Here is a 19,978-nt window from a genome sequence, read left to right on the forward strand (position 1 = left end):
GCGCTGTGCGCCGCCAGATAACCGATCTTGTTGGCGGTACCGGCCTTGGCCGCCACCATCCAGCCCTCGCCCTCGGCGGTGTCGCGCGACTGCAGCTTCACTTTCCATCCCGAGGCCAGCAGGGTCTGGCCGATCCGGTGGGCAGCGCTTTCGGACGTTTCGTCCAGCTCGGCTGCGGCCCGGTGCGGGAAAGCCTTCAGGCTTTGTTCACGGATGTTTTCCTTGAAAGCCTTGAAGTCGGTGAAAATTTTGGGCGTGTTGCGCGCGATGCACAAACTGGTGCTGGTCACCAGAAACGCCAGGATGAGCAAAAACCACCAGGCGCTGTAGACCGAGAACAGGCTGGCGCGCTCGAACACGTCGGCCCAGAACGGCCCGAACTGGTTGACATAGTTGTTCGCCGGCTCGTGCTGCTTGACCACGGTGCCAATGACCGACGCGATACAAATCACGGTCAGCAGCGAAATGGAGAACCGCATGGAAGACAGCAGCTCGACGGTGGCGCCCACCACGCGGGAGCGGGTGCGGATCTCGATGCCTTGGGTGGATACGCTCATGGGGAAGGAAAAAGGACCGTCAAACAAAAAGGGCGGGCCTGGTCAAACCAGAACACGCCCTGTTGAGATGCAACGCCTGGCTATCGGTTCAATGCAAAACGCAGTGTTCTGACATTGTGACGCCAAACATCACCACTGACTTATAGACCCGATCAAGTCCGGGGCTTTGCCCGACCGGCGATCAGCGCAAGCCCGCGATGTAATCGGACACCGCCTTGATTTCCTGGTCGTTCATCTTGGCGGCCACACCGGTCATTTGCACGCTGTTGGCGCGCGCGCCGCTGCGAAACGCGTTGAGCTGGCTGGCGGTGTAATCGGCGTGCTGGCCAGACAGGCGGGGGTATTGGGCCGGAATACCGGCACCGTTGGGGCTGTGGCAGCCCGCGCAGGCGGCGATCTGGCGATCGGCGATGCCACCGCGGTAAATGCGTTCACCCAGGCGCACCAGATCTTTTTCTTGCGCAAAACCGGGTTTGGCCTTCTGATCGGCCAGCCAATAGGCGATGTTGCGCATGTCGTCTTCGGACAGCGCAGCGGCAAAACCCTTCATGATGGCGTTGTCGCGCTTGCCCGACTTGAACTCTTGCAATTGCTTGACCAGATATTCCGGATGCTGATTGGCCAGCTTGGGGTTGACGGGTGTGGTCGAATTGCCGTCGGCAGCATGGCAAGCTACACAGACTTGACCGAATTGGGCCGAACCCTTGGCCAGATCGGGCTTGACCGACTGCGCCTGGGCACTGAACGACAGGGCCGCAAAAGCAGCGGCGCAAAGGAGTGAAGCAGACAGTTTCATTGCGGGGCGTGTGTCTTGTTCGACGGAGTCGGGTTGAAGAAGGCGGCGGCTCTACTGGCCTGAAGCCCAACGATTTTACAATGTCCCACCGGGCTCCCACCGGGAAAACCCCAAATGACCAAACCACAAGCCCCTGCCCCCTCCCTTCTTCCCTCGTCCTTGAACGCCCCGGCCCCTGTGGCCGCTTCCCTTTCAGACGGCGTGCGCCCGGCGCCCGGCGTCGATATGCCCGAGATCAAAGCCATTCACGGCTGGCTGCACACGGCGCGCTTTCTGACCACCGCACCCCAGCTCATCCACCTGCCGGAGCTGGATGTGCCGGAGATCGCTTTCGTGGGCCGCTCCAACGCCGGCAAGTCCACCTGCATCAACACGCTGACGCAGCAAAAGCGCCTCGCGTTCGCCTCCAAGACACCGGGCCGCACCCAGAGCATCAACCTGTTCGCCATGGGCAAACAGGGCACAACCGATGCGGTGCTGGCCGATTTGCCGGGCTACGGCTACGCCGCCGTGCCGCGCGAGGCCAAGCTGCGCTGGCAACGTGTCATGGGCAATTACCTGATGACGCGCAAGAACCTGAAGGCGGTGGTGATGCTGATCGACCCGCGGCTGGGCTTGACCGAGCTCGACGACATCCTGCTCGAAGTCATACGCCCGCGGGTGGAGGAAGGCCTGCATTTTCTGGTGCTGCTGACCAAGTCGGACAAGCTCAACCGGACCGAGGCCAACAAAGCGCTGTCGATTGCGCGACTGCAAACCGGCGGCGGTGAGGCCAGACTCTTTTCTGCCTTGAAAAAGCAAGGTCTCGACGAGGTCGCCCAATTGCTCTGGCAATGGACCCACGAGCCCGCCAAAGCCCAGGCACCGGTCCGCTCCGAAGCGCCGACCCTGGAAGACGAACCACCGGCCCTGGACGAATAAGAACGCTTCTGCGCTCCCGTTCATCGGCCCACACAACGACACGTGCGCCGATGAACACCTACCTCCAAGCCCTGCCCCACGGCACCACCCTGAGTTGCCGCAGCGCGGGCGAACCGGGGCGCCCGGTGCTGCTCTTTCTGCACGGCTTCCCCGAAGCGGCTTTCATCTGGGACGGGCTGCTGACCCACTTTGCGCGGCCCGAAAACGGAGGCTTTCGCTGCGTGGCACCGAATCTGCGCGGCTACGAACACTCCAGCAGCCCCACCGAGGTGTCGGCCTACCGGGCCAAACACTTGGTGCAGGACATCACCGCCCTGATCCAGATCGAAACCCGGGACAGCCCCACGCCGGGCCAGGTCGCGGGCCTGATCGCGCACGATTGGGGTGGTGCCGTGGCCTGGAATCTCGCCGCCCTGCAGCCAGCGCTGCTGCACAAGCTGGTCATCGTGAACTCGCCACACCCGGGCGCTTTTTGCCAGGCCTTGGCCCACGACCCCGCCCAGCAGGCCGCCAGCGCGTACATGAACTTCCTGGCCACGCCCGAAGCCCCCGCGCTGTTGGCTCACAACGATTTCGAACGCCTGTGGCCCTTCTTCACCGGCATGGGCCACGGTGGCACCCACCTGGCCTGGCTGGACGAGGCCATGCGCGAGCGCTTTCGCGCGGTCTGGCGCCAAGGCTTGCACGGTCCCTGTGCGTATTACGCCGCCTCGCCGCTGCGCCCACCCACGGCAGAAAACCCGGGTGCTGCGGCCGTGCAGTTGCCACGCAACATGCTGGAAGTGAACGTGCCCACGCTGGTGGTCTGGGGGATGGACGATACGGCCTTGCCTCCCAGCCTGCTCGATGGACTGGACGGCTATGTGGCCGACCTGCGCATCGAGCGCGTGCCCGGCGCCACCCACTGGATCGTGCACGAGCAGCCCGAACGCGTGGCGCAGTTGTTGACACCCTTTTTGCGCGGCGCAGCGCCTGTCTGAGCGGGCCGCTCAGTCGCGGCCGTAAACGCTGGCCTCGCCCGCAGGCCGGGTCTTGAAGCGCTTGTGCACCCAGTAGTACTGCTCGGGCATTGTGGCGATCATGGTTTCCAGCGCGCGGTTCATGGCGGCGGTGTCGGCCGTGGCGTCGTCGGACGGAAAACCGGACCAGGGCGAACGGATCTCGACCTCGTAGCCCTGCGGTGTGAGCCGACTCACCACCGCCACCACCCGCGCACGCCCCATGCGGGCAAAACGCGAGAGCGAGGGCACGGTGGCGGTGTTCACGCCAAAAAACGGCACAAACACCGAATCGCGCGGGCCGTAGTCCATGTCGGGCAACAGGTACAGCGGTTCACCCGCGCGCAAAGCCGCCACCAGGGGCTTGAGCCCTTCGCTCTTGGCAACGATGTGAGGGTCACCAAAGCGCTGGCGACCGGCGGACATCCAATGGTCCACGCCGGCATTGAGCTGGCGCGCGTAAATGCCGCAGAAACGGCGCTGCACATGCACGGTCAGGGCCGTCCAGCCCGCGTCCATGCCGACAAAGTGCGGGGCAAACAACACCGTGGGTTCGTCGCCGCTCAAAGCGTCCAGGTCCCCCACCAGCTTCAGGCGCTGGCGCACCACCGCCTCGCGCCCTTCCCATATCCAGCTGCGGTCCAGCCAGGCCTGCGCAAACAACACGAAGTGCCGCCGCACCGCGCGCTGGCGCTCGGCCTCGGTCTGCTCAGGAAAGCACAAAGCCCAGTTGATGCGGGCGATGCGGCGCCGGCGCGCAGCCACCGCGTGCAAGACCCGTCCCATGATCCAACCCAAGCCCCGCACCAGCGGCAAAGGACAGCGCGCCAGCAAGCGCATCCAGGCCAGGCCCAGGCGGTTGCCCCAGTTGTGGGCCACGAAATGGCGCAAGGCGTGCAAACGGGTTGGGGTCATGTGGTGCAAAAAAAGCGGTGGGCAAACGCGCGGTCAGGAAGGACGAGGCGCCTGCCCCGGCGGGGTCTTGTAGCGGTCGTAGCCCCAGAGGTACTGCCGCGGGCATTCTCGCACCAGCGATTCCATGGCCTGGTTGATCTGCAAAGCCGCCTGCGTCGGATCGGTGGCCAAAGCCCCCTGCGCCAAGCTCAGTGGCCGCACATGCACCAGGTAACCACGGCCCCAGCTCAGCCGCTCGCCCCAGACCAACACCACCTGCGCCTGGGCCGCATGGGCCAGACGGGCCGACAAGGTCATGGTGAAGGCGGCTTGGCCAAAAAAATCGGCCCACACGCCCAAGCCCTTGGGCGGCACCTGATCGGGCAACAAACCCACGGCCTCGCCCGCCTTGAGCGCCTGGATCAGTTTTTTTACACCGGCCAAAGTGGTGGGCACCGGCACCAGACCGGGGCGGGAACGCGCCTGCTCGACCAGATCGCGCAACCAAAGCTGGCGTGGCGGGCGAAACAACACCTTCATGCCGTGGACCGCCCCGAAGCGCTGGGCATAGGCCTGGGCGGTGACTTCAAAACACCCCAGGTGTGGCGTGAGGCACAACACGCCCGTGCCATGCGCGTGCGCCGCCTCGATGTGCGCGGCACCCTCCCAGCCCACGCGCACCGGTCGCCCCAGCCACAGCCGCGGCAGCTCCGCCACCATCTTGCCCGCCTCCCCCACCGATGCCAGCGCCACCCCAGACGAAAATCCGGCGCGCCGGGCATGGGCCAGCAAGCGCCGCCGGTAGCGCCCCGAGAGCAAAAAGCTGAGCCAGCCCAGCACCCAGCCCGCCGCGTGCAACACCGGCAACGGGAACTTGCTCAAACAGAGAAAAAGGAGGTGGACGAATCGGGCCAAGGCAGGGTCAGGGACTGGCCCCACCGGGATGGGGGTGAAAACAACAAAAAAACAACGGCCAAAGGGCTTGATTTAGAATCGCGCCATCGCCGAGTTATTGAACTAATTGCGGGGCGATTCACAAATTCCGCTAAAGCGTTCGCCGAACTGTGACAGACCGGCAACGCCGATCCACCATCACAGGAGTTTATATGGCGAACGATTTTCTCTTCACTTCCGAATCCGTCTCTGAAGGCCACCCCGACAAGGTGTCCGACCAGATTTCCGACGCGATCCTCGACGCGATCTTCAAGCAAGACCCGCTCTCGCGCGTGGCCGCAGAGACCCTGACCAACACCGGTCTGGTCGTGCTCGCCGGTGAAATCACCACCAACGCGCACGTCGACTACATCCAGGTCGCGCGCGACACCATCCAGCGTATCGGTTACGACAACTCCGACTACGGCATCGACTACAAGGGCTGCGCGGTGCTGGTGGCCTACGACAAGCAGAGCAACGACATTGCGCAGGGCGTCGATCACGCGTCGGACGACCACCTGAACACCGGCGCTGGCGACCAGGGCCTTATGTTCGGCTACGCCTGCGACGAAACGCCCGAGCTGATGCCCGCACCGATTTACTACGCTCACCGCCTGGTGGAGCGCCAGGCGCAGCTGCGCAAGGACGGCCGCCTGCCCTTTCTGCGCCCCGATGCCAAGAGCCAGGTGACCATGCGCTATGTGGACGGCAAGCCCCACAGCATCGCCACCGTGGTGCTGTCCACCCAGCACCACCCCGATCAGTCGGAGTCCGCACACAAGATGAAGGCCTCGTTCACCGAAGCCATCATCGAAGAAATCATCAAGCCGGTGCTGCCCAAAGAGTGGCTGCTGGAGACCGAATACCTGATCAACCCGACCGGGCGTTTTGTCGTCGGCGGCCCCCAGGGCGATTGCGGTCTGACCGGGCGCAAGATCATCGTCGACACCTATGGCGGCGCCTGCCCACACGGCGGCGGTGCGTTCAGCGGCAAAGACCCCACAAAAGTGGACCGTTCGGCCGCCTACGCCTGCCGCTACGTGGCCAAGAACATCGTGGCCGCCGGTCTGGCGCGGCAATGCCAGATCCAGGTGGCGTACGCCATTGGCGTGGCCCGCCCGATGAACGTCACGGTCTACACCGAAGGCACGGGCGTGATCCCGGACGCTGACATCGCGAAATTGATCCTGGCCCACTTCGACCTGCGTCCCAAGGGCATCATCCAGATGCTGGACCTGCTGCGCCCGATCTACGAAAAAACCGCCGCCTACGGCCACTTTGGCCGCGAAGAACCCGAATTCACCTGGGAAAAGACCGACAAGGCGGCCACATTGCGGGCCGCAGCGGGCCTGTAAAAACAGGGGCGGCGACCACAGCGTGACATCTGTCACAGCCCAGGCGGGTTTCGCCGCCTGGGGAAACCCCGGTTAGCGTGCGCAAACTTTCCGAAAAAGCCCTCTGGCCGTTGTCAGAGGGCTTTTTTTTCGCTCCACGACCCACGGTCTTTGCCCAAAGCCCGGCTTCAGCGCTGAATTTTTGCTTGCAACGTCCGATAAGAAGGAGGAACGTCATTTACCGCTGCGCGCAGCCAAGACCTGGAGCCCTCACCCATGGATACCGCCCTCAGCCCGAATCGGACCGGCCTCATTTCCGACGATCCCGATGCCTCGGTTGCTCAGCGCCTGCAAGCGTTGGAGCAGGAGTTGCAGCGCGCACAGGCCCTCTACGAACAGTCGCCCAGCGGGCAGTTCACCCTGGACGCCGAACAGCGCTTTTCCCGGGTGAACCAGACGCTGCTGGACTGGCTGGGCTACAGCCGGGAGGACATGGTCGGGCAACTCGGGTTCTTGGATTTGATCGAAGTCCAGCAGCGTGAAGCCCACCGGAGCCAGGCGCAATTTCTCTGCAGCCCGCACCCCGGTGAACCCTGGAAACTGAAAATCCAGCGCAAAGATGGCAGCACATTTCCGGCTTTGCTGAGTTCGACCCCCGTCTGCGATGCCGAAGGCCAGTTTCTGCACAGCCATGCCACCCTGGTCGACCTCTCCGGGACCGGCCTGTCGGACGAGGGCCGGACATCGCAGGAAAATTTCCTGCTCGCCATCACCAACCGCATTCCGGCGCGCTTGTCGTATTACGACAAGAATCTGATTTGCCGCTTCACCAACCTGGCCCAGGCGGCCCGGTATGGCAAGCAGCCCGCCGACTTGGTGGGCTCCCACCTGACCGAAGTCGTGCGCCCGGAATTGATGTCCGAAATCCTCCCTCGCGTGGCCGAAGCGCTGAGCGGAAAACCCCAGCTCTTTGAAGCCGAACGGGTGAGCGCCGACGGCATCCGCAATTTCTTTGAAATCCACTACATCCCCGATACCCAGCTGGGCTCGGTGGAAGGCATCTTCATCGAGGTGCACGACATCAGCGAGCGTCGGCGCACCGAGGAGTTTGTGCTCGAAGCCAACCGCGATCTGGAAGAGCGGGTGCGCGAAAGCACCACCGAGCTGTTTGAGAGCGAGCAGCGCTACCGGTTGATGGTGGACGCGATCCAGGACTACTGCATTTACTTTGTGAACGAAGAAGGCCTGGTGACCGACTGGACCGAGAGCGCGCAGCGGCTGCACGGCTACGAGCGCAAGCAGATGCTGGGCAAGCCCTACCAACAACTGATCTCTGCCGACAACGCCGGCGAAGACGACACCGACGCCGAGCAGGTGATGCGCCTGGCCAAGGCACACGGCCAATGGGAAACACGGGGCTGGCGTCTGCGCGACGACGGCTCCCGTTTCTGGGCCCACACGGTGCTGACCGCGCTGCGCAACGAAGCGGGCGATCTCCAGGGATTGTCCAGCATCACCCGCGACATGACGGCGGCCAAATGCCTGGAGGACGTGATGAACGACCTCAACAAGGAACTGGAAAAACGCGTCGCCGAACGGACCCAGCAACTGGTGGCCGCGAACAAAGATCTGGATGTGTTCTCGCACATGATCTCGCACGATCTGCGCGCCCCTCTGCGCCACATATCCAGCTTTGCCACGCTGCTGCAGGAGCAATTGGGCGAAGCCGCCGACAAAGCCAGCAAGCAATACCTGGGCTCGATCTTCAACTCCAGCAAGCGCATGAGCCACATGCTCGAAGGCCTGCTGGAATATGCCCGCATCGGGCGCGTCGCGCTCGACACCCAGCCCGTGCCACTCAACCCGCTGCTGGACGGCGTGATCGCCCACCTGAAATCGGAAAACCCCGATCGCAAGATCGAATGGGTGATCGAAGACGATCTGCCGGTGGTGCGCGGCGACGCCATGCTGCTGGCCCAGGCCTGGGGCAATGTGTTGAGCAACTCGGTCAAGTACAGCCGACCACGCGAAGTGGCGCACATCCGGGTCGGCTGGAAGGTCAATCCGGTGGGCGGTCGCACTTTCTATGTACAGGACGACGGCGTCGGCTTCGACCTCGAAAAAGCACACAACCTGTACGTGATGTTCCAGCGCCAACACCACTCCATGGACTTCGAAGGGACCGGCACCGGTCTGGCACTGGCCCAGCGCATTTTTGAGCGCCACGGCGGGCGCATCTGGGCCGAGACCAGCCCTGGCGAAGGCTGCACCTTCTATTTCACACTGCCGTTCGAGGGATTGGAACCCGAGCCCGAACTTGCGTTCGCACAATCGGCCATGGCCGAGCTCACCGACTGAGCCCCTGCGGGGCCTGCGCGTCCCCGGTCGATAATCGCGGCGTGAACAACGCCCTTCCAAACCCTTCTCCGCCCGGTCTTTTTTCGCTGCATGGGCGGGTGGCCCTGGTCACCGGCGCCAGCCGGGGTCTGGGGCTCTGCATGGCCACGGCGCTGGCCAGCCACGGTGCCAGCGTCTGGCTCAATGGCCGCGACGCACAGGGTTTGCAAGCGGCGGTGGCGCAGGTGCAAGCCGCCGCACAGGGCACGGGCGGTCGTGCTCAGGCGCTGGCCTTCGACGTCGCCGACGAAGCCGCCACCACCAAAGCCTTGGCCCACTTGCTGGACCACAGCGGTCGGCTCGACGTGCTGCTCAACAACGTCGGCCAGCGCCGACGCCTGCCTTTGAGCGAATTGCCCACCCAGGCGCTGCGCGAGCTGCTGGAAACCAATCTGCTATCGGCCTGGCATTTGTGCCGCGAAGCCGCCACGGCCATGCGCGCCCAGGGAAGTGGTCGCATCATCAACACCACTTCCATTGCCGGCCCGGTGGCCCGCGCGGGCGATGCTGCCTACACCACCACCAAGGGCGCGCTGGAGGCCATGACCCGCGCGCTGGCCGCCGAACTCGGTCCCCACGGCATCAACGTGAACGCCATTGCCCCAGGGTATTTCGCCACCGAAACCAACGCGGCCATGGTCGCGGCCCCGGAGATTGCCCAATGGCTGCAACAGCGCAGCTCGCTGGGCCGTTGGGGTCAACCGGACGAGATCGCCGGTGCGGCGGTGTTTCTGGCCTCAGCCGCCAGCAGCTACATCACAGGGCAAGTGCTGGTGGTCGATGGCGGCTACCTGGCCCACTTCTGAAGAGTCTGAACGCCGCCCCACGCCACCGCTGACGAACCGCATCCGCAAATCCCATGCGAGTGCGGTTCAGCCTCAAGCCCGCCAGCGGGTGCGCCAGGTTTGGTAGATCCGGCGTGCCAGCGCTTCGCTGCCCGCCAGATGCTGCTCGGTCGCCCGGTGCATGGTCTGCGTGTCTTGCACGCTGGCCGGGTGCGTGTGAACAGCAGCGGGATACACCTCGCCGGGATGCTCCAGCCAGGCTTGGATTTTGAGCGGCGTGATCTCGATGTGGAACTGCATGGCCAGGTGCGGCCCCAGCGCAAAAGCCTGGTGCGCGCAGGCGGCCGACCGTGCCAGCCCCTGGGCTCCCGCCGGCAAGTCCACCACACCGTCGTAATGCCATTGGTAGACCTTGGCCACACCGGCCGGGCCCAACCAGTCTTGCGCGGGCGCCGAGTCGGCGATGTGGATATCCATCCACCCGACCTCGGGCGCGTCCAGCCGCGCGATGCGCGCCCCGAAAGCGCGTGCCATGAGCTGCCCGCCCAGACAGTGACCCAGCACCGGAATGCCCAGCGCGTCGGCCTCGCGTATCAGCGCCTCGGCCTGCCGCAGGCTGGCGCGGTCGTCGTTGGCACTCCATTCACCACCCAGCACCGCCAGCGCTCTGTAGCCGGCCACCGATGCGGGGTAGGCCTCGTCGGCCTGCGTGCACAGCGCCTGCCAGCCCACGCCTTGCGTGTCCAGCCAATGGCCCAGGTAACCGGGGCCGTCTTCCAGGGTGTGTTGCAGCACCAGCACATCACACGGACGGGCCTGGGTTTTGTCGGTCATGGCGTTCATGTCGGCCATTCTAAAAATCCATGCTGACGCGCACGGTACGGCAGGGGCCGGTGGCGCCGATCTGCCGGGTGCACACGGCTTGGGACCATCAAAAAATGCTCTTTCGTGACAAACCACACAGAGCCACGCCATGTGTTGCCAAGCCTAACAGTGCGATACATGTCCATACAGTTGCGACTTTGTATAAAAGCGTGAGACAGTGGGTTCCAGCCAACCCATGCCGATGGAGAGCACGCCAGCGAACACATATCGCTGGTCCGTGTTGCAAGCCATTCATCCAAAAGCACAAGGCGATCGATGCAGACCAAGTTCCCACCAGACCCCACGGGTCGCACGCCGGAAGACCCGGCCAGCGCCGCCGCACGCGCGGAAACGGGAACCTCGCTGCAAGCCTATCTCACCCGGCTGGTCTGGTTGTGTGTGTTGCCGCTGTTGCTGCTCGCGGTCTGGCTGGCCTACGACAGCGTGCGCTCGCTGCGAACCGCGCAAGACCAGGAGGCGAACAATCTGGTGCGCAACTTCAGCGCCGCCGTCGACCAACATCTGAACGCGCGCATCCGCGCCTTGAACATGCTCGCGGTTTCGCCGCTGGTGGACAACCCCGCGCAATGGCCCGCCCTGTACCAAGAGGCCCAGGGCTTCTACGAAAGCTTCGACTCGCACGTGGTGCTGTCCGATGTCGCCGAGCCGATGCAGATGCTGTTCAACACACGTTTGCCCTACGGCAGCAAGCTGCCCGCATTGCCCAAACCCCAAGGGCACGCGGCGGCGCCTGCGGCGGTGTCCACCGGCTGGCCGGCCGTGGGCGACAGCTTCATTGGCCCGGTCGCCAACGAACGCCTGGTGGCGATCGCCGTGCCGGTGCTGCGCCACGACAAGGCAGCATTTGTGCTGCTCAGCCCGATGGAAACCCGGCATTTTCAGGAGTTGCTGGACCAATTCGCTCTGCCTGCGGGTTGGGTCATGAGTTTGCGCGATGGCCGTGGCGAGGTCATCGCCCAGGTACAGCCCCCCGATCTGGACCCGGCCAACGACATGCACGAAGAAGGCCGCTTCGAGTTGCACTCTGGCGCCTCGCCCTGGTCGGTGGTATTGGAAATTCCGCGCCAGGTGCGTTGGGCACCCTTGCTCACTGCGGGCACGGTATTGGCCTTGCTGTTGCTCTTGACCTCACTGGGTGGCCTGCTCGGTGGCGTGGCAGGCGGCCGCCGACTCGGTCGGGCGGTGGCATCGCTCACGCAACACACGCCCTCGCCCATGGCGTTGGAGATCCAGGAAATCCGCGCCGCGCGCAGTCTGCTCGATGCGACGGCCGCCAACCTGCGCCACAGCGAAGCGCGGTTCCGCCGCTTGTTCCAGGACGCACCGGTGGGTTTGCGGCTGGCCGCACGCGACGGCAAGGTGTTGGCGCAAAACGCGCGCTTCGACCAGATGTTTGGCTTCACGCAAGAAGAAATCCCCACGCTGTCCGCCTGGTGGAAGCAGGCCTACCCCGACCTCGCTTACCGGGAACAGGTGCTGAGTACCTGGAAAAACATCCTGACCGATGCAGAAAAGGTCGATGGCAACGTGTTGATCGGCGAATACCGGATCACGCGCAAAGACGGCGTCGAACGCATCGTGCAAGTGCACGCCAGTGTGCTGGCAGACGGCTTGCTCTCCAGCTTCAACGACGTGACCGAGCGCCGCGAGACCGAGAGCAAGTTGCGGCTCTGGGCCGAATCGTTCGAGCATGCGCAATTGGGACTGGCGCTCGCCGACCCGCATTCCAACAGCTTCATCGCGGTGAACCCGGCGTTCGCGCGCGACCGGGGCTACGAACGCGACGAGATGGTCGGTATGCCACTGAGCGCTCTCTGCCCGCCCGACCGCCTGCCGTATCTGCGGTACATGGCGGAACAACTGGAGACGCTGTCGCACGCGGTTTTCGAAACCGAACACCTGCGCAAAGACGGCAGCCGCTTCCCGGTGCTGCTGGACATCACGGTGCTGCGCGATACCCAGGGTCAAGCCATCAGCCGCATGACCTACGCCCTGGACATCACCGAGCGCAGGCGCGCCGAAGCCGAGGTACAGAACCTCACGGCCACGCTGGAAAAACGGGTGGCCGACCGCACCGCTGAACTCAGCCTGGCCAACCAGGAACTGGACAGCTTTGCCTACACCGTCTCGCACGACCTGCGCGCGCCCTTGCGTGCCATGGAGGGCTATTCGCAGATCCTGGTGAGCGAGTACGGCGATCGCCTCACCGACGACGCCAAGAACTGCCTGCAACAGATCACCGCTGCCAGCGAAAAAATGAGCGGGCTCATCGAAGGCATTCTGGCGCTTTCGCGCAGCGCCCGCGACGAGCTCCGGCTCGATACCGTGGACCTGTCCGAACTCGCCTCGCGGCGCCTGGCGGAGCTGGCCAGGAGCGACCCGTCGCGCCAGGTCAACTGCAGCGTACAACCGGGTTTGCAGGTCACCGGTGATGCGCGCATGATGGACGCGCTCATCACCAACCTGGTGAGCAACGCCTGGAAGTACACCGGCAAAACCGAAGCGGCCAACATCCACTTTTTTGCCCGATCCGACGAGGGCCGCACCTGGTTTTGCATGGCCGACAACGGCGCCGGCTTTGATCCGGCCTATGCCGAACAATTGTTTCAACCCTTCCAGCGCCTGCACCAGGAAGATCAATTCCCGGGCATCGGCATCGGACTGGCCACGGTGCAGCGCATCGTGCAACGCCACGGTGGCAACATCGTCGCCGAGGCCGCACCCGGTCAGGGTGCCACCTTCAGTTTCACCGTGGCCAGCGCAGCGACCGGGCAAGCCCTGACCCACTGATCTTGGGCAGGCCCCGGCGGGTCACCAGCGCCAACCCCTACACTCGGAGACCGACTCAACACCATCACCGGAGACATCAGCCATGGGCGCGCAGTGGAAAGCAAAACACAAGGATCTGGCCGCCAACGCCAAGGGCAGGCTGTTTGGCAAACTCGCCAAAGACATCATGATCGCTGCGCGCCACGGTGCCGACCCGGCCGCCAACGCCCGCTTGCGTCTGGTGGTGGAACAGGCACGCAAAGTCTCCATGCCCAAGGAAACACTGGACCGCGCCATCAAAAAGGGCGCAGGCCTCACCGGCGAAAGCGTGCAATTTGACGCCGTGATGTACGAAGGTTTCGCCCCCCACCAGGTGCCGGTGATGGTGGAGTGCCTGACCGACAACGTGAACCGCGCGGCGTCCGACATGCGCGTCCTGTTCCGCAAAGGCCAACAAGGCACATCGGGCTCGGTTGCCTGGGACTTTGACCATGTCGGCCACATCGAGGCCGAGCCCGCCACGCCCGATGCCGATGCCGAACTCGCCGCCATCGAAGCCGGGGCACAAGACTTTGAACCCGGTGAAGACGAAGGCACGACCCGCTTCATCACCGACCCGACCGACCTCGATCTGGTGAGCCGCGCCCTGCCCGCCCACGGCTTCACGGTCTTGTCCAGCCAGCTCGCCTACCGCCCGAAGCATCCGGTGGACCCCAGCAGTCTCAGCGCCGAGCAGTTGGAAGAAGTGGAAACCTTTCTGGCAGCGCTGGACGCCAACGAAGACGTGCAGCACGTGTACGCAGGTCTGGGCGGCTAAGGCTAACTCACACCATGCCGGGCACCTGCCCCGGCAGCCGCTGGCGTGCGCAACGGGCGGTGCAAAAGCGCGGCCCCACCGTGCAAATCTTCGGCTGGCGGCGCCGCTCGTGAACACCTATGCTGGGCGCGCCACACCCTCTGCGGCGGCAACCACCAGGAGATCCCCATGAGCACGCTCCCAGCCCCCGACAGCTCCGCTTTCAAGGCGCAGCAACGCACCCAATGGAACCAATCCGCCAGTGGCTGGAACCAGCACCACCCAGCGATCCGGGCCTGGCTGCGCCGCGCCACCGACGCCATGATGGACATGGCCTCCATTCGCCCTGGCGCGCAAGTGCTCGACGTGGCGGCGGGCTCGGGCGACCAGACGCTGGACATCGCCCAGCGCGTGGGCCCACAAGGCCGGGTGCTGGCCACCGATCTTTCACCCGCCATCCTGGCCCTGGCCCAGGCCAACGCGGACCAGGCGGGTTGGGCCAACGTCCACACCTTGGTGGCCGACGGCGAGGAGTTGCCGGTTGAGCCCGCCAGTTTCGACGCGGTGGTGTGCCGCCTGGGCCTGATGTTTTTCCCCGATCCACTGCGCGGCCTGCAAGCCATGCACCGGGCCTTGCGTCCCGGCGGCGGCATCTGCAGCCTGGTGTTCGCTGGGCCTGCGCACAACCCCTGCACCGCCATCCTGATGTCCACCGCCCTCGAACACGCGGGCCTGCCGCCGCGCGACCCGTTCCAGCCCGGTGGCCTGATGAGCCTGGGCCAGCCCGGCCGGCTCGACGAGTTGTACCGCGCGGCGGGCTTTCAACACGTGGCCACCACCTCGCTGGACGCGCCTTTTCGCCTGCCTTCGGTGCGCCACTACCTCGACTTCGTGCGCTCCTCGGCCAGCCCGGTACAGCAGATCCTGGGGCGCCTCGAACCCCAGGCCGCCGCAGCCGCCTGGGACGAAATGGAGCAACGCCTAGCCCGCTTCACCACCGCCGATGGCTGGGTCGGGCCGAACGCATTGCTGCTGACGGCGGCGCGGGCCGCCGACTAAACCCGGTTCACGCAAAGGCTTCACATACCGAACTTTGTGCCCGTGCAGCGAATAGCGCCGCATGGAATGGCCGAGCGTCGAGCCAGTCCACGGATCGGGCTCAGGAACCTCCAGCCGCGAGCAGCGCTTGCAGGCGGTCCAGGTTCTGTTCGTTGGCGGGTTCGGCGAGACCACGCATCTTGGCCGCGACCTCGGGGCTCTCAAATGCCTGGGCCCAGACCAGCTGCGTTTGCTCGCCGCGCGCGCTCAGCGTCACCGTGAGCCGGTACCACGGCTTCGCCACGTGCTCGATCACGATTCGAGCTTCTGGCTCGATTTCGCGAAACACACTCTCGTTGGGATAATCGGCCCCGTTGGGGCTATGCATCACAAAAATCCAGCGCCCACCGGGCCGGAATTCGAACCGCTCAAAGCTGTTGCTGAAGTCCTTGGGGCCCCACCACCGCGCGAGTTGATCCGCCTGCTCGAAGGCGGCGAATACCTGTTGCGGGCTGGCCGAAAAAAGGCGCTCGGTGCGCAGGGTCGCATCCGGGATCCTCGTTGGAGACATGGGCATCACCTTCTGACGAAAAGAGGATTTTTCCGCGCGTCGGTCGGCCAGCGCATCAACGCACTTTGATCCACGGCAGCATCGAAACCAGCACACCGTCCTGGAGTTTGATGTGGTGGAAAAGGGCCGCCACCGCGTGCAGACCCGCCAGCCAGATGATCGCGTCGCCCAGCAAGCTGTGCACGTCGCCCCAGTCGGCCAGTGGGGCCAAAAAGGAATGGGCGATAAAGCCGAGCTGCTCCACGCGCAGGCCACCCAGCAGCGTCAGCGGAGCGCCTTCGCTGCCCAGGGTCAGGAACGCGGTGATGGGGGTGATCAGCAACAAGGTCCACAGCGCCAGGTGCGCAAGCTTGCTGACCAGCCGCATCAGCCCGGGCATGGCCACTTGCGGTGCGGCTGGCCGCACCGCCACCCAGAGCAGGCGCAGCGCAGTCAGTACAAAAATCAAAATCCCCAGCGATTCGTGCCAGACGATATCGCTGTGGGTGCCGGGATCGACCCCGTTGTGCAGCAAGCGACCAAAACCGCCGGGGCCCAAGATGAAGGCCATCAGCACGGCGATCGCCGTGACCCAGTGAAAGGCCATGCTGAGTGGGTCGTAACGGTTCGATGGGGATTTTTTCATGCTGGCTCCGCTGGTAGGTGGCCACATTCTGAGCCGACCACGTTAACCGAATATGAAGCCAGACCCACCCCGACGCAGCGCTAATCCAGCGGCCAGGGCAGCTCTTCGGTTGAACGCTCGGCGGTGCGCGGAGCCGCCTCCGGCTTGGCACATGCGCTTCCCGACCGTGGCGCATCCAAACCTCGCCACCAGGGTTGAAACGATCTTTGCTCCCGGGGTTCCACCGCTTCACCCAAACGCGGCATGAGCAGCACGTCTCGCAAGGGAGCGTGCTCCACCAGGGTTTCGGCGGGTTCGTCCCAGGCGTGCATGGCCAGGCTGAAGGTGCCCCAGTGCACCGGCAAGAAAGCGCCGCCGCCCAGCAGTTCGTGGGCCTTGAGGGCGTTGAGCGGGCCCAGGTGGATATCGCCCCAGGAGGGGTGGAAGGCACCCACTTCGAGCATGACCAGATCGAACGGGCCCAGGCGTTCGCGGATGGTGGCGTATTCGGTGGTGAGGCCGGTGTCGCCACTGAAGAACACGCTGTGGTTTTCGCTGTGCACGACGATGGACGACCACAGCGTGGCGTTGCGGTCTTTCAAACCCCGGCCTGAAAAATGCTGCGAAGGTGCGGCGGTGACCGTGAGGCCAGTGCCCGGCACGCGGTGGCTTTGCCACCAGTCGAGCTCGGTGATGCGCTCGGGCGCCACGCCCCAGGCCTGCAGATGGGCACCCACGCCCAGCGAGGTGACGAAGGGCACGGCGCTGTGGCGGGCCAGCGCACGGATGGTGGGGTAGTCGAGGTGGTCGTAGTGGTCGTGCGAGATCACGACCACGTCCACCTCGGGCATTTCGCGCAAGCGCAGCGGCACGGGTTGAAAACGCTTGGGGCCGACCAGGCGGAACGGCGAGGCGCGCGTGCCCCAGACCGGGTCGGTCAGCACGCGGTGGCCGTCCATTTCCAGCAGCACGGTGGAGTGGCCGAGCCAGGTGGCGCGCAAGCCGCTGGCGGCCGGGCGGCCCCAGGCTTCGCGGGGGTCCAGCGAGGGCAAAGGCGCGCCGGGCGTGCGGCGCTCACCGCCGAGCAGAAAGTCTTTGACCGAGGGCGTGCCCACGCTCTTGTCGCGCAGGCCGGGTGTGATGGGGTGCACATTGCGAAAGCCCTGGCCGCTCCAGCGCGGCGAGGCCTGCATGCGCTCCAGGCGTTCGCCTTGGGCGCGGGTACCGAATGATTGCATGGCAAAGGCTCCGTGAAACGGGGATCAAAAGCCAGCAGCAGCGCTGGGTGCTTGCACGCATGGGGGTCTACCCTGGGAGAAACCGCAGACGACCCGGCACGCACATGCCATGGTGCCAGACACCGGACTTTTGCGTGCGTGCCGCTGCCCGGTTCAAGGCCTGGCCAAAGGGGCGTTCACCTCGGTTTCGAAGATCGGCGGTATGCGGGCGCGCATGACTTCGATGAAGCGGCGCAGGCGGGCCGGGTAGAAGCGCGCATATGGGTAGACGAGGTGGAGCGGCAGCGGTTCGGCCTGCCAGTCGGGGGTGAGCTGCACCAGTCGCTGCGCGGCGAGGTCGTCGGCCAGTAGCCAGGACGAGCCCACGCACACACCCAGACCCAGCAAGGCCGCGCTGCGCAACGCAAAAAGGCTATCAGTGCTCATGCGCGGCTGGATCGGCAAACGCACCCGCTCGCCGCTGCGCGAGCAGGTGAGCACGATGTGGTCGCGGTAATAGGTGCGCAGCGCCAGCCAGGGCAAGGCCGCCAGCGCCGACGGGTGGGCGGGCACCGCCTGGTGGGTCAGCACAGAGGGCGCGGCGGCCACGATGCGGGGCACTTGCGACAAGCGGATCGCCACCAGGGTGGGGTCGGTCACTTCGCCGACCAGGATCGCGCAGTCGATGCCGCTGGCGATGAAGTTGGGCACACCGTCGTGCAGCAGCCAGTCCACCGATACGCCGGGGTAGCGGTTCAGGTACTCGGTCAGCGGGTGGACCAGTTGGCCTTGCCCGAACGCATGGGGCACGACCACCCGCAGCATGCCGTCGGGCTGGTCGCCCACACCACGCATGTCGGACTCGAAGGCTTCGAGGTTGGCCAACAATTCTTTGGCCCGCTCGAAGCAGCGCGCGCCGTCTTCGGTGAGTGCCATGGCGTGCGTGGAGCGCTTGAGCAGCGGCACGCCGAGCGAGGCTTCCAGGGCTTGCAGCCGCCGACTCACCGTGGGCTGTGTGGTGCCCATGCGGGCTGCCGCCGCCGACAGGCTACCCGCCTCCACGATGGTGACGAAGGTTTGCATCAAACCGATGCGGTCGGTCGCGGCTGTGGTCGTCTGTCCGAGCTTGCTCATACGTGCATCGTATATACGTTTTGCCTTTTCACCCCCTACGCAAGCATTGAAAACCCTTTCAGAATCCGTTTCAACGAATATTTAAGGGTTTACACCATGTCATGCATTCCGATATCGAATGAATTAGCGGGCCAAGCCCAGGTCGTGGCGAGGGCCGAGCCCGACCTGCCGAGCGCGCTGGTGCTGGTCCTGGCCACCGGGGCGGGCCTTGGGGTGGCGGCTCTGTATTACAGCCAGCCCATGTTGGGTGTGCTGGCGGCAGACATCGGCGCCAGCACCAGCGCCATCGGCTGGCTGCCCACCCTCGTTCAGCTGGGTTATGCCCTGGGCATACTGTTCCTGGCGCCGCTGGGCGACCGCTACGACCGCCGCCAGATCATTCTGGGCAAAGCGGTCGCGCTGACCCTCGCGTTGTTGCTGTCGGGTATGGCACCCTCGCTGTGGGCCTTGCTGGTCACGGGCTTGTTCACCGGCCTGTCCGCCTCCCTGGCGCAAGACATCGTGCCGGCAGCGGCCACCGTGGCACCGGCGGCCCACCGCGGCAGAACCGTGGGCACGGTGATGACGGGCCTGTTCCTGGGCATCCTGCTCTCGCGCGCGGTCAGCGGTCTGGTGGCCGAACAATTTGGCTGGCGCGCCATGTTCTTTGCGGCGGCGACCAGCATCGCGCTGATCGGTGTGGCGCTGTGGCGCCACCTGCCCCGCTTTGTACCCACCACCCAACTGGCCTACGGTGCCCTGCTCGCTTCGTTGGGCCAGCTCTGGCTGCGGCACGCGGTGCTGCGCCGCGCCGCGCTGGCGCAAGGCTTGTTGTCGGTGGGGTTCAGCGCGTTCTGGTCCACCCTGGCGCTGATGCTGCACGGCGCGCCCATCCACCTGGGCAGCGCGGCGGCGGGCGCCATTGGCCTGGCCGGTGCCGCCGGCGCACTGGCAGCGCCCCTGGCGGGCCGCTTCTCCGACCGCCACGGCCCCGAGCGCGTGATCGCGCTGGGCACTGGGCTTGCCGTTTTCAGCTTTGCCGCCATGGTCTTCCTGCCAGGCCTGTCGGCGCCGGCGGGCCTGTGCTTGCTGGTGGTATGCGCGGTTGGATTCGACCTCGGAGCCCAGGTCTCGCTGGTGGCGCACCAGACCCTGGTCTACGGCATCGATCCCGCCGCCCGCAGCCGCCTCAACACGGTGTTGTTCGTGGGCATGTTCACCGGCATGGCGCTGGGCTCCGCCCTGGGCAATCTGCTCCTGGCACGGTGGGGCTGGATGGGCGTCACGGCACTGGCCACCGGCACGGCGGTGGCGGCGCTGCTGGTGCGCTTGTGGCCCTCCAGCGCCCGCACGGTCTGATCACCCGGCGC

The 19,978-nt window shown here is 65.2% G+C and carries 18 protein-coding genes; 9 read left to right on the forward strand and 9 right to left on the reverse strand.

Translation table 11 applies throughout. From position 1 onward, the window contains the following. Together ABYB95_RS00005 and ABYB95_RS00010 are read right to left on the reverse strand one after the other, a co-directional pair. Positions 1 to 557 (reverse strand): cytochrome c biogenesis protein ResB (locus ABYB95_RS00005; RefSeq protein WP_372656372.1); only part of this gene is annotated, 557 nt, incomplete at its 3' end. Between the two features lie 181 nt (positions 558 to 738). Continuing rightward, entirely contained in the window at positions 739 to 1,353 is a 615-nt protein-coding gene (locus tag ABYB95_RS00010) for a cytochrome c (protein WP_372656373.1), read from the reverse strand. A gap of 225 nt (positions 1,354 to 1,578) precedes the next feature. On the opposite strand from ABYB95_RS00010, the gene yihA reads away from it, so the two are divergent. Continuing rightward, positions 1,579 to 2,274 (forward strand): ribosome biogenesis GTP-binding protein YihA/YsxC, encoded by a 696-nt coding sequence (gene yihA / locus ABYB95_RS00015; protein WP_372656403.1) that lies wholly within the window; start codon positions 1,579 to 1,581, stop codon positions 2,272 to 2,274. Between the two features lie 50 nt (positions 2,275 to 2,324). Then, complete coding sequence (locus tag ABYB95_RS00020; protein WP_372656374.1) at positions 2,325 to 3,254, forward strand: alpha/beta fold hydrolase; 930 nt, start codon at positions 2,325 to 2,327, stop codon at positions 3,252 to 3,254. A 9-nt stretch (positions 3,255 to 3,263) separates the two neighbouring features. Here the strand turns inward: ABYB95_RS00020 and ABYB95_RS00025 are convergent, their stop codons facing one another. Further along, positions 3,264 to 4,187: a lipid A biosynthesis acyltransferase gene (locus tag ABYB95_RS00025; RefSeq protein ID WP_372656375.1), complete on the reverse strand. Its 924-nt coding sequence runs from the start codon at positions 4,185 to 4,187 to the stop codon at positions 3,264 to 3,266. A gap of 33 nt (positions 4,188 to 4,220) precedes the next feature. Next, complete coding sequence (locus tag ABYB95_RS00030) at positions 4,221 to 5,105, reverse strand: lysophospholipid acyltransferase family protein (protein ID WP_372656376.1); 885 nt, start codon at positions 5,103 to 5,105, stop codon at positions 4,221 to 4,223. A gap of 167 nt (positions 5,106 to 5,272) precedes the next feature. On the opposite strand from ABYB95_RS00030, the gene metK reads away from it, so the two are divergent. From metK to ABYB95_RS00045, 3 genes are all read left to right on the forward strand, one after another. Further along, positions 5,273 to 6,454, forward strand: coding sequence for a methionine adenosyltransferase (gene metK, locus ABYB95_RS00035; RefSeq protein ID WP_372656377.1), 1,182 nt, complete (start codon positions 5,273 to 5,275; stop codon positions 6,452 to 6,454). A 255-nt stretch (positions 6,455 to 6,709) separates the two neighbouring features. After that, positions 6,710 to 8,791: a PAS domain S-box protein gene (locus tag ABYB95_RS00040; RefSeq protein ID WP_372656378.1), complete on the forward strand. Its 2,082-nt coding sequence runs from the start codon at positions 6,710 to 6,712 to the stop codon at positions 8,789 to 8,791. 41 nt (positions 8,792 to 8,832) lie between these two features. Further along, positions 8,833 to 9,636: an SDR family oxidoreductase gene (locus ABYB95_RS00045; protein ID WP_372656380.1), complete on the forward strand. Its 804-nt coding sequence runs from the start codon at positions 8,833 to 8,835 to the stop codon at positions 9,634 to 9,636. 72 nt (positions 9,637 to 9,708) lie between these two features. Here ABYB95_RS00045 and ABYB95_RS00050 read toward each other — a convergent pair whose 3' ends face one another. Then, complete coding sequence (locus ABYB95_RS00050; RefSeq protein ID WP_372656381.1) at positions 9,709 to 10,458, reverse strand: type 1 glutamine amidotransferase; 750 nt, start codon at positions 10,456 to 10,458, stop codon at positions 9,709 to 9,711. Positions 10,459 to 10,755: 297 nt separating this feature from the next. Here ABYB95_RS00050 and ABYB95_RS00055 point away from each other — a divergent pair, with 297 nt between their 5' ends. The 3 genes from ABYB95_RS00055 to ABYB95_RS00065 all read left to right on the forward strand — a co-directional run bounded on the left by ABYB95_RS00055 (position 10,756) and on the right by ABYB95_RS00065 (position 15,124). Further along, positions 10,756 to 13,290: a PAS domain S-box protein gene (locus ABYB95_RS00055; RefSeq protein WP_372656382.1), complete on the forward strand. Its 2,535-nt coding sequence runs from the start codon at positions 10,756 to 10,758 to the stop codon at positions 13,288 to 13,290. 82 nt (positions 13,291 to 13,372) lie between these two features. Continuing rightward, entirely contained in the window at positions 13,373 to 14,086 is a 714-nt protein-coding gene (locus ABYB95_RS00060; protein ID WP_372656383.1) for a YebC/PmpR family DNA-binding transcriptional regulator, read from the forward strand. A 168-nt stretch (positions 14,087 to 14,254) separates the two neighbouring features. Then, the gene (locus tag ABYB95_RS00065; protein WP_372656384.1) at positions 14,255 to 15,124 is read left to right on the forward strand and encodes a class I SAM-dependent methyltransferase; all 870 of its coding nucleotides are present in this window, start codon (positions 14,255 to 14,257) and stop codon (positions 15,122 to 15,124) included. Between the two features lie 100 nt (positions 15,125 to 15,224). Here ABYB95_RS00065 and ABYB95_RS00070 read toward each other — a convergent pair whose 3' ends face one another. The 4 genes from ABYB95_RS00070 to ABYB95_RS00085 form a co-directional block, all read right to left on the reverse strand. Then, on the reverse strand, positions 15,225 to 15,674 hold the full coding sequence (locus tag ABYB95_RS00070; protein ID WP_372656385.1) for an SRPBCC domain-containing protein: 450 nt from the start codon (positions 15,672 to 15,674) through the stop codon (positions 15,225 to 15,227). Positions 15,675 to 15,729: 55 nt separating this feature from the next. Beyond that, positions 15,730 to 16,299: a cytochrome b gene (locus ABYB95_RS00075; protein WP_372656386.1), complete on the reverse strand. Its 570-nt coding sequence runs from the start codon at positions 16,297 to 16,299 to the stop codon at positions 15,730 to 15,732. A gap of 80 nt (positions 16,300 to 16,379) precedes the next feature. Beyond that, entirely contained in the window at positions 16,380 to 17,516 is a 1,137-nt protein-coding gene (locus ABYB95_RS00080; protein WP_372656387.1) for an MBL fold metallo-hydrolase, read from the reverse strand. 153 nt (positions 17,517 to 17,669) lie between these two features. Continuing rightward, a complete protein-coding gene (locus ABYB95_RS00085; RefSeq protein WP_372656388.1) occupies positions 17,670 to 18,629 on the reverse strand; it encodes a LysR family transcriptional regulator in 960 nt (319 codons plus the stop codon). 96 nt (positions 18,630 to 18,725) lie between these two features. Between ABYB95_RS00085 and ABYB95_RS00090 the strand changes: the two genes are divergently transcribed. Beyond that, positions 18,726 to 19,967: an MFS transporter gene (locus tag ABYB95_RS00090; RefSeq protein WP_372656389.1), complete on the forward strand. Its 1,242-nt coding sequence runs from the start codon at positions 18,726 to 18,728 to the stop codon at positions 19,965 to 19,967. Positions 19,968 to 19,978 lie beyond the last annotated feature (11 nt).

Source organism: Hydrogenophaga sp., assembly GCF_041633695.1.
In the GTDB taxonomy this organism is placed as follows: Bacteria; Pseudomonadota; Gammaproteobacteria; order Burkholderiales; family Burkholderiaceae_C; genus Hydrogenophaga.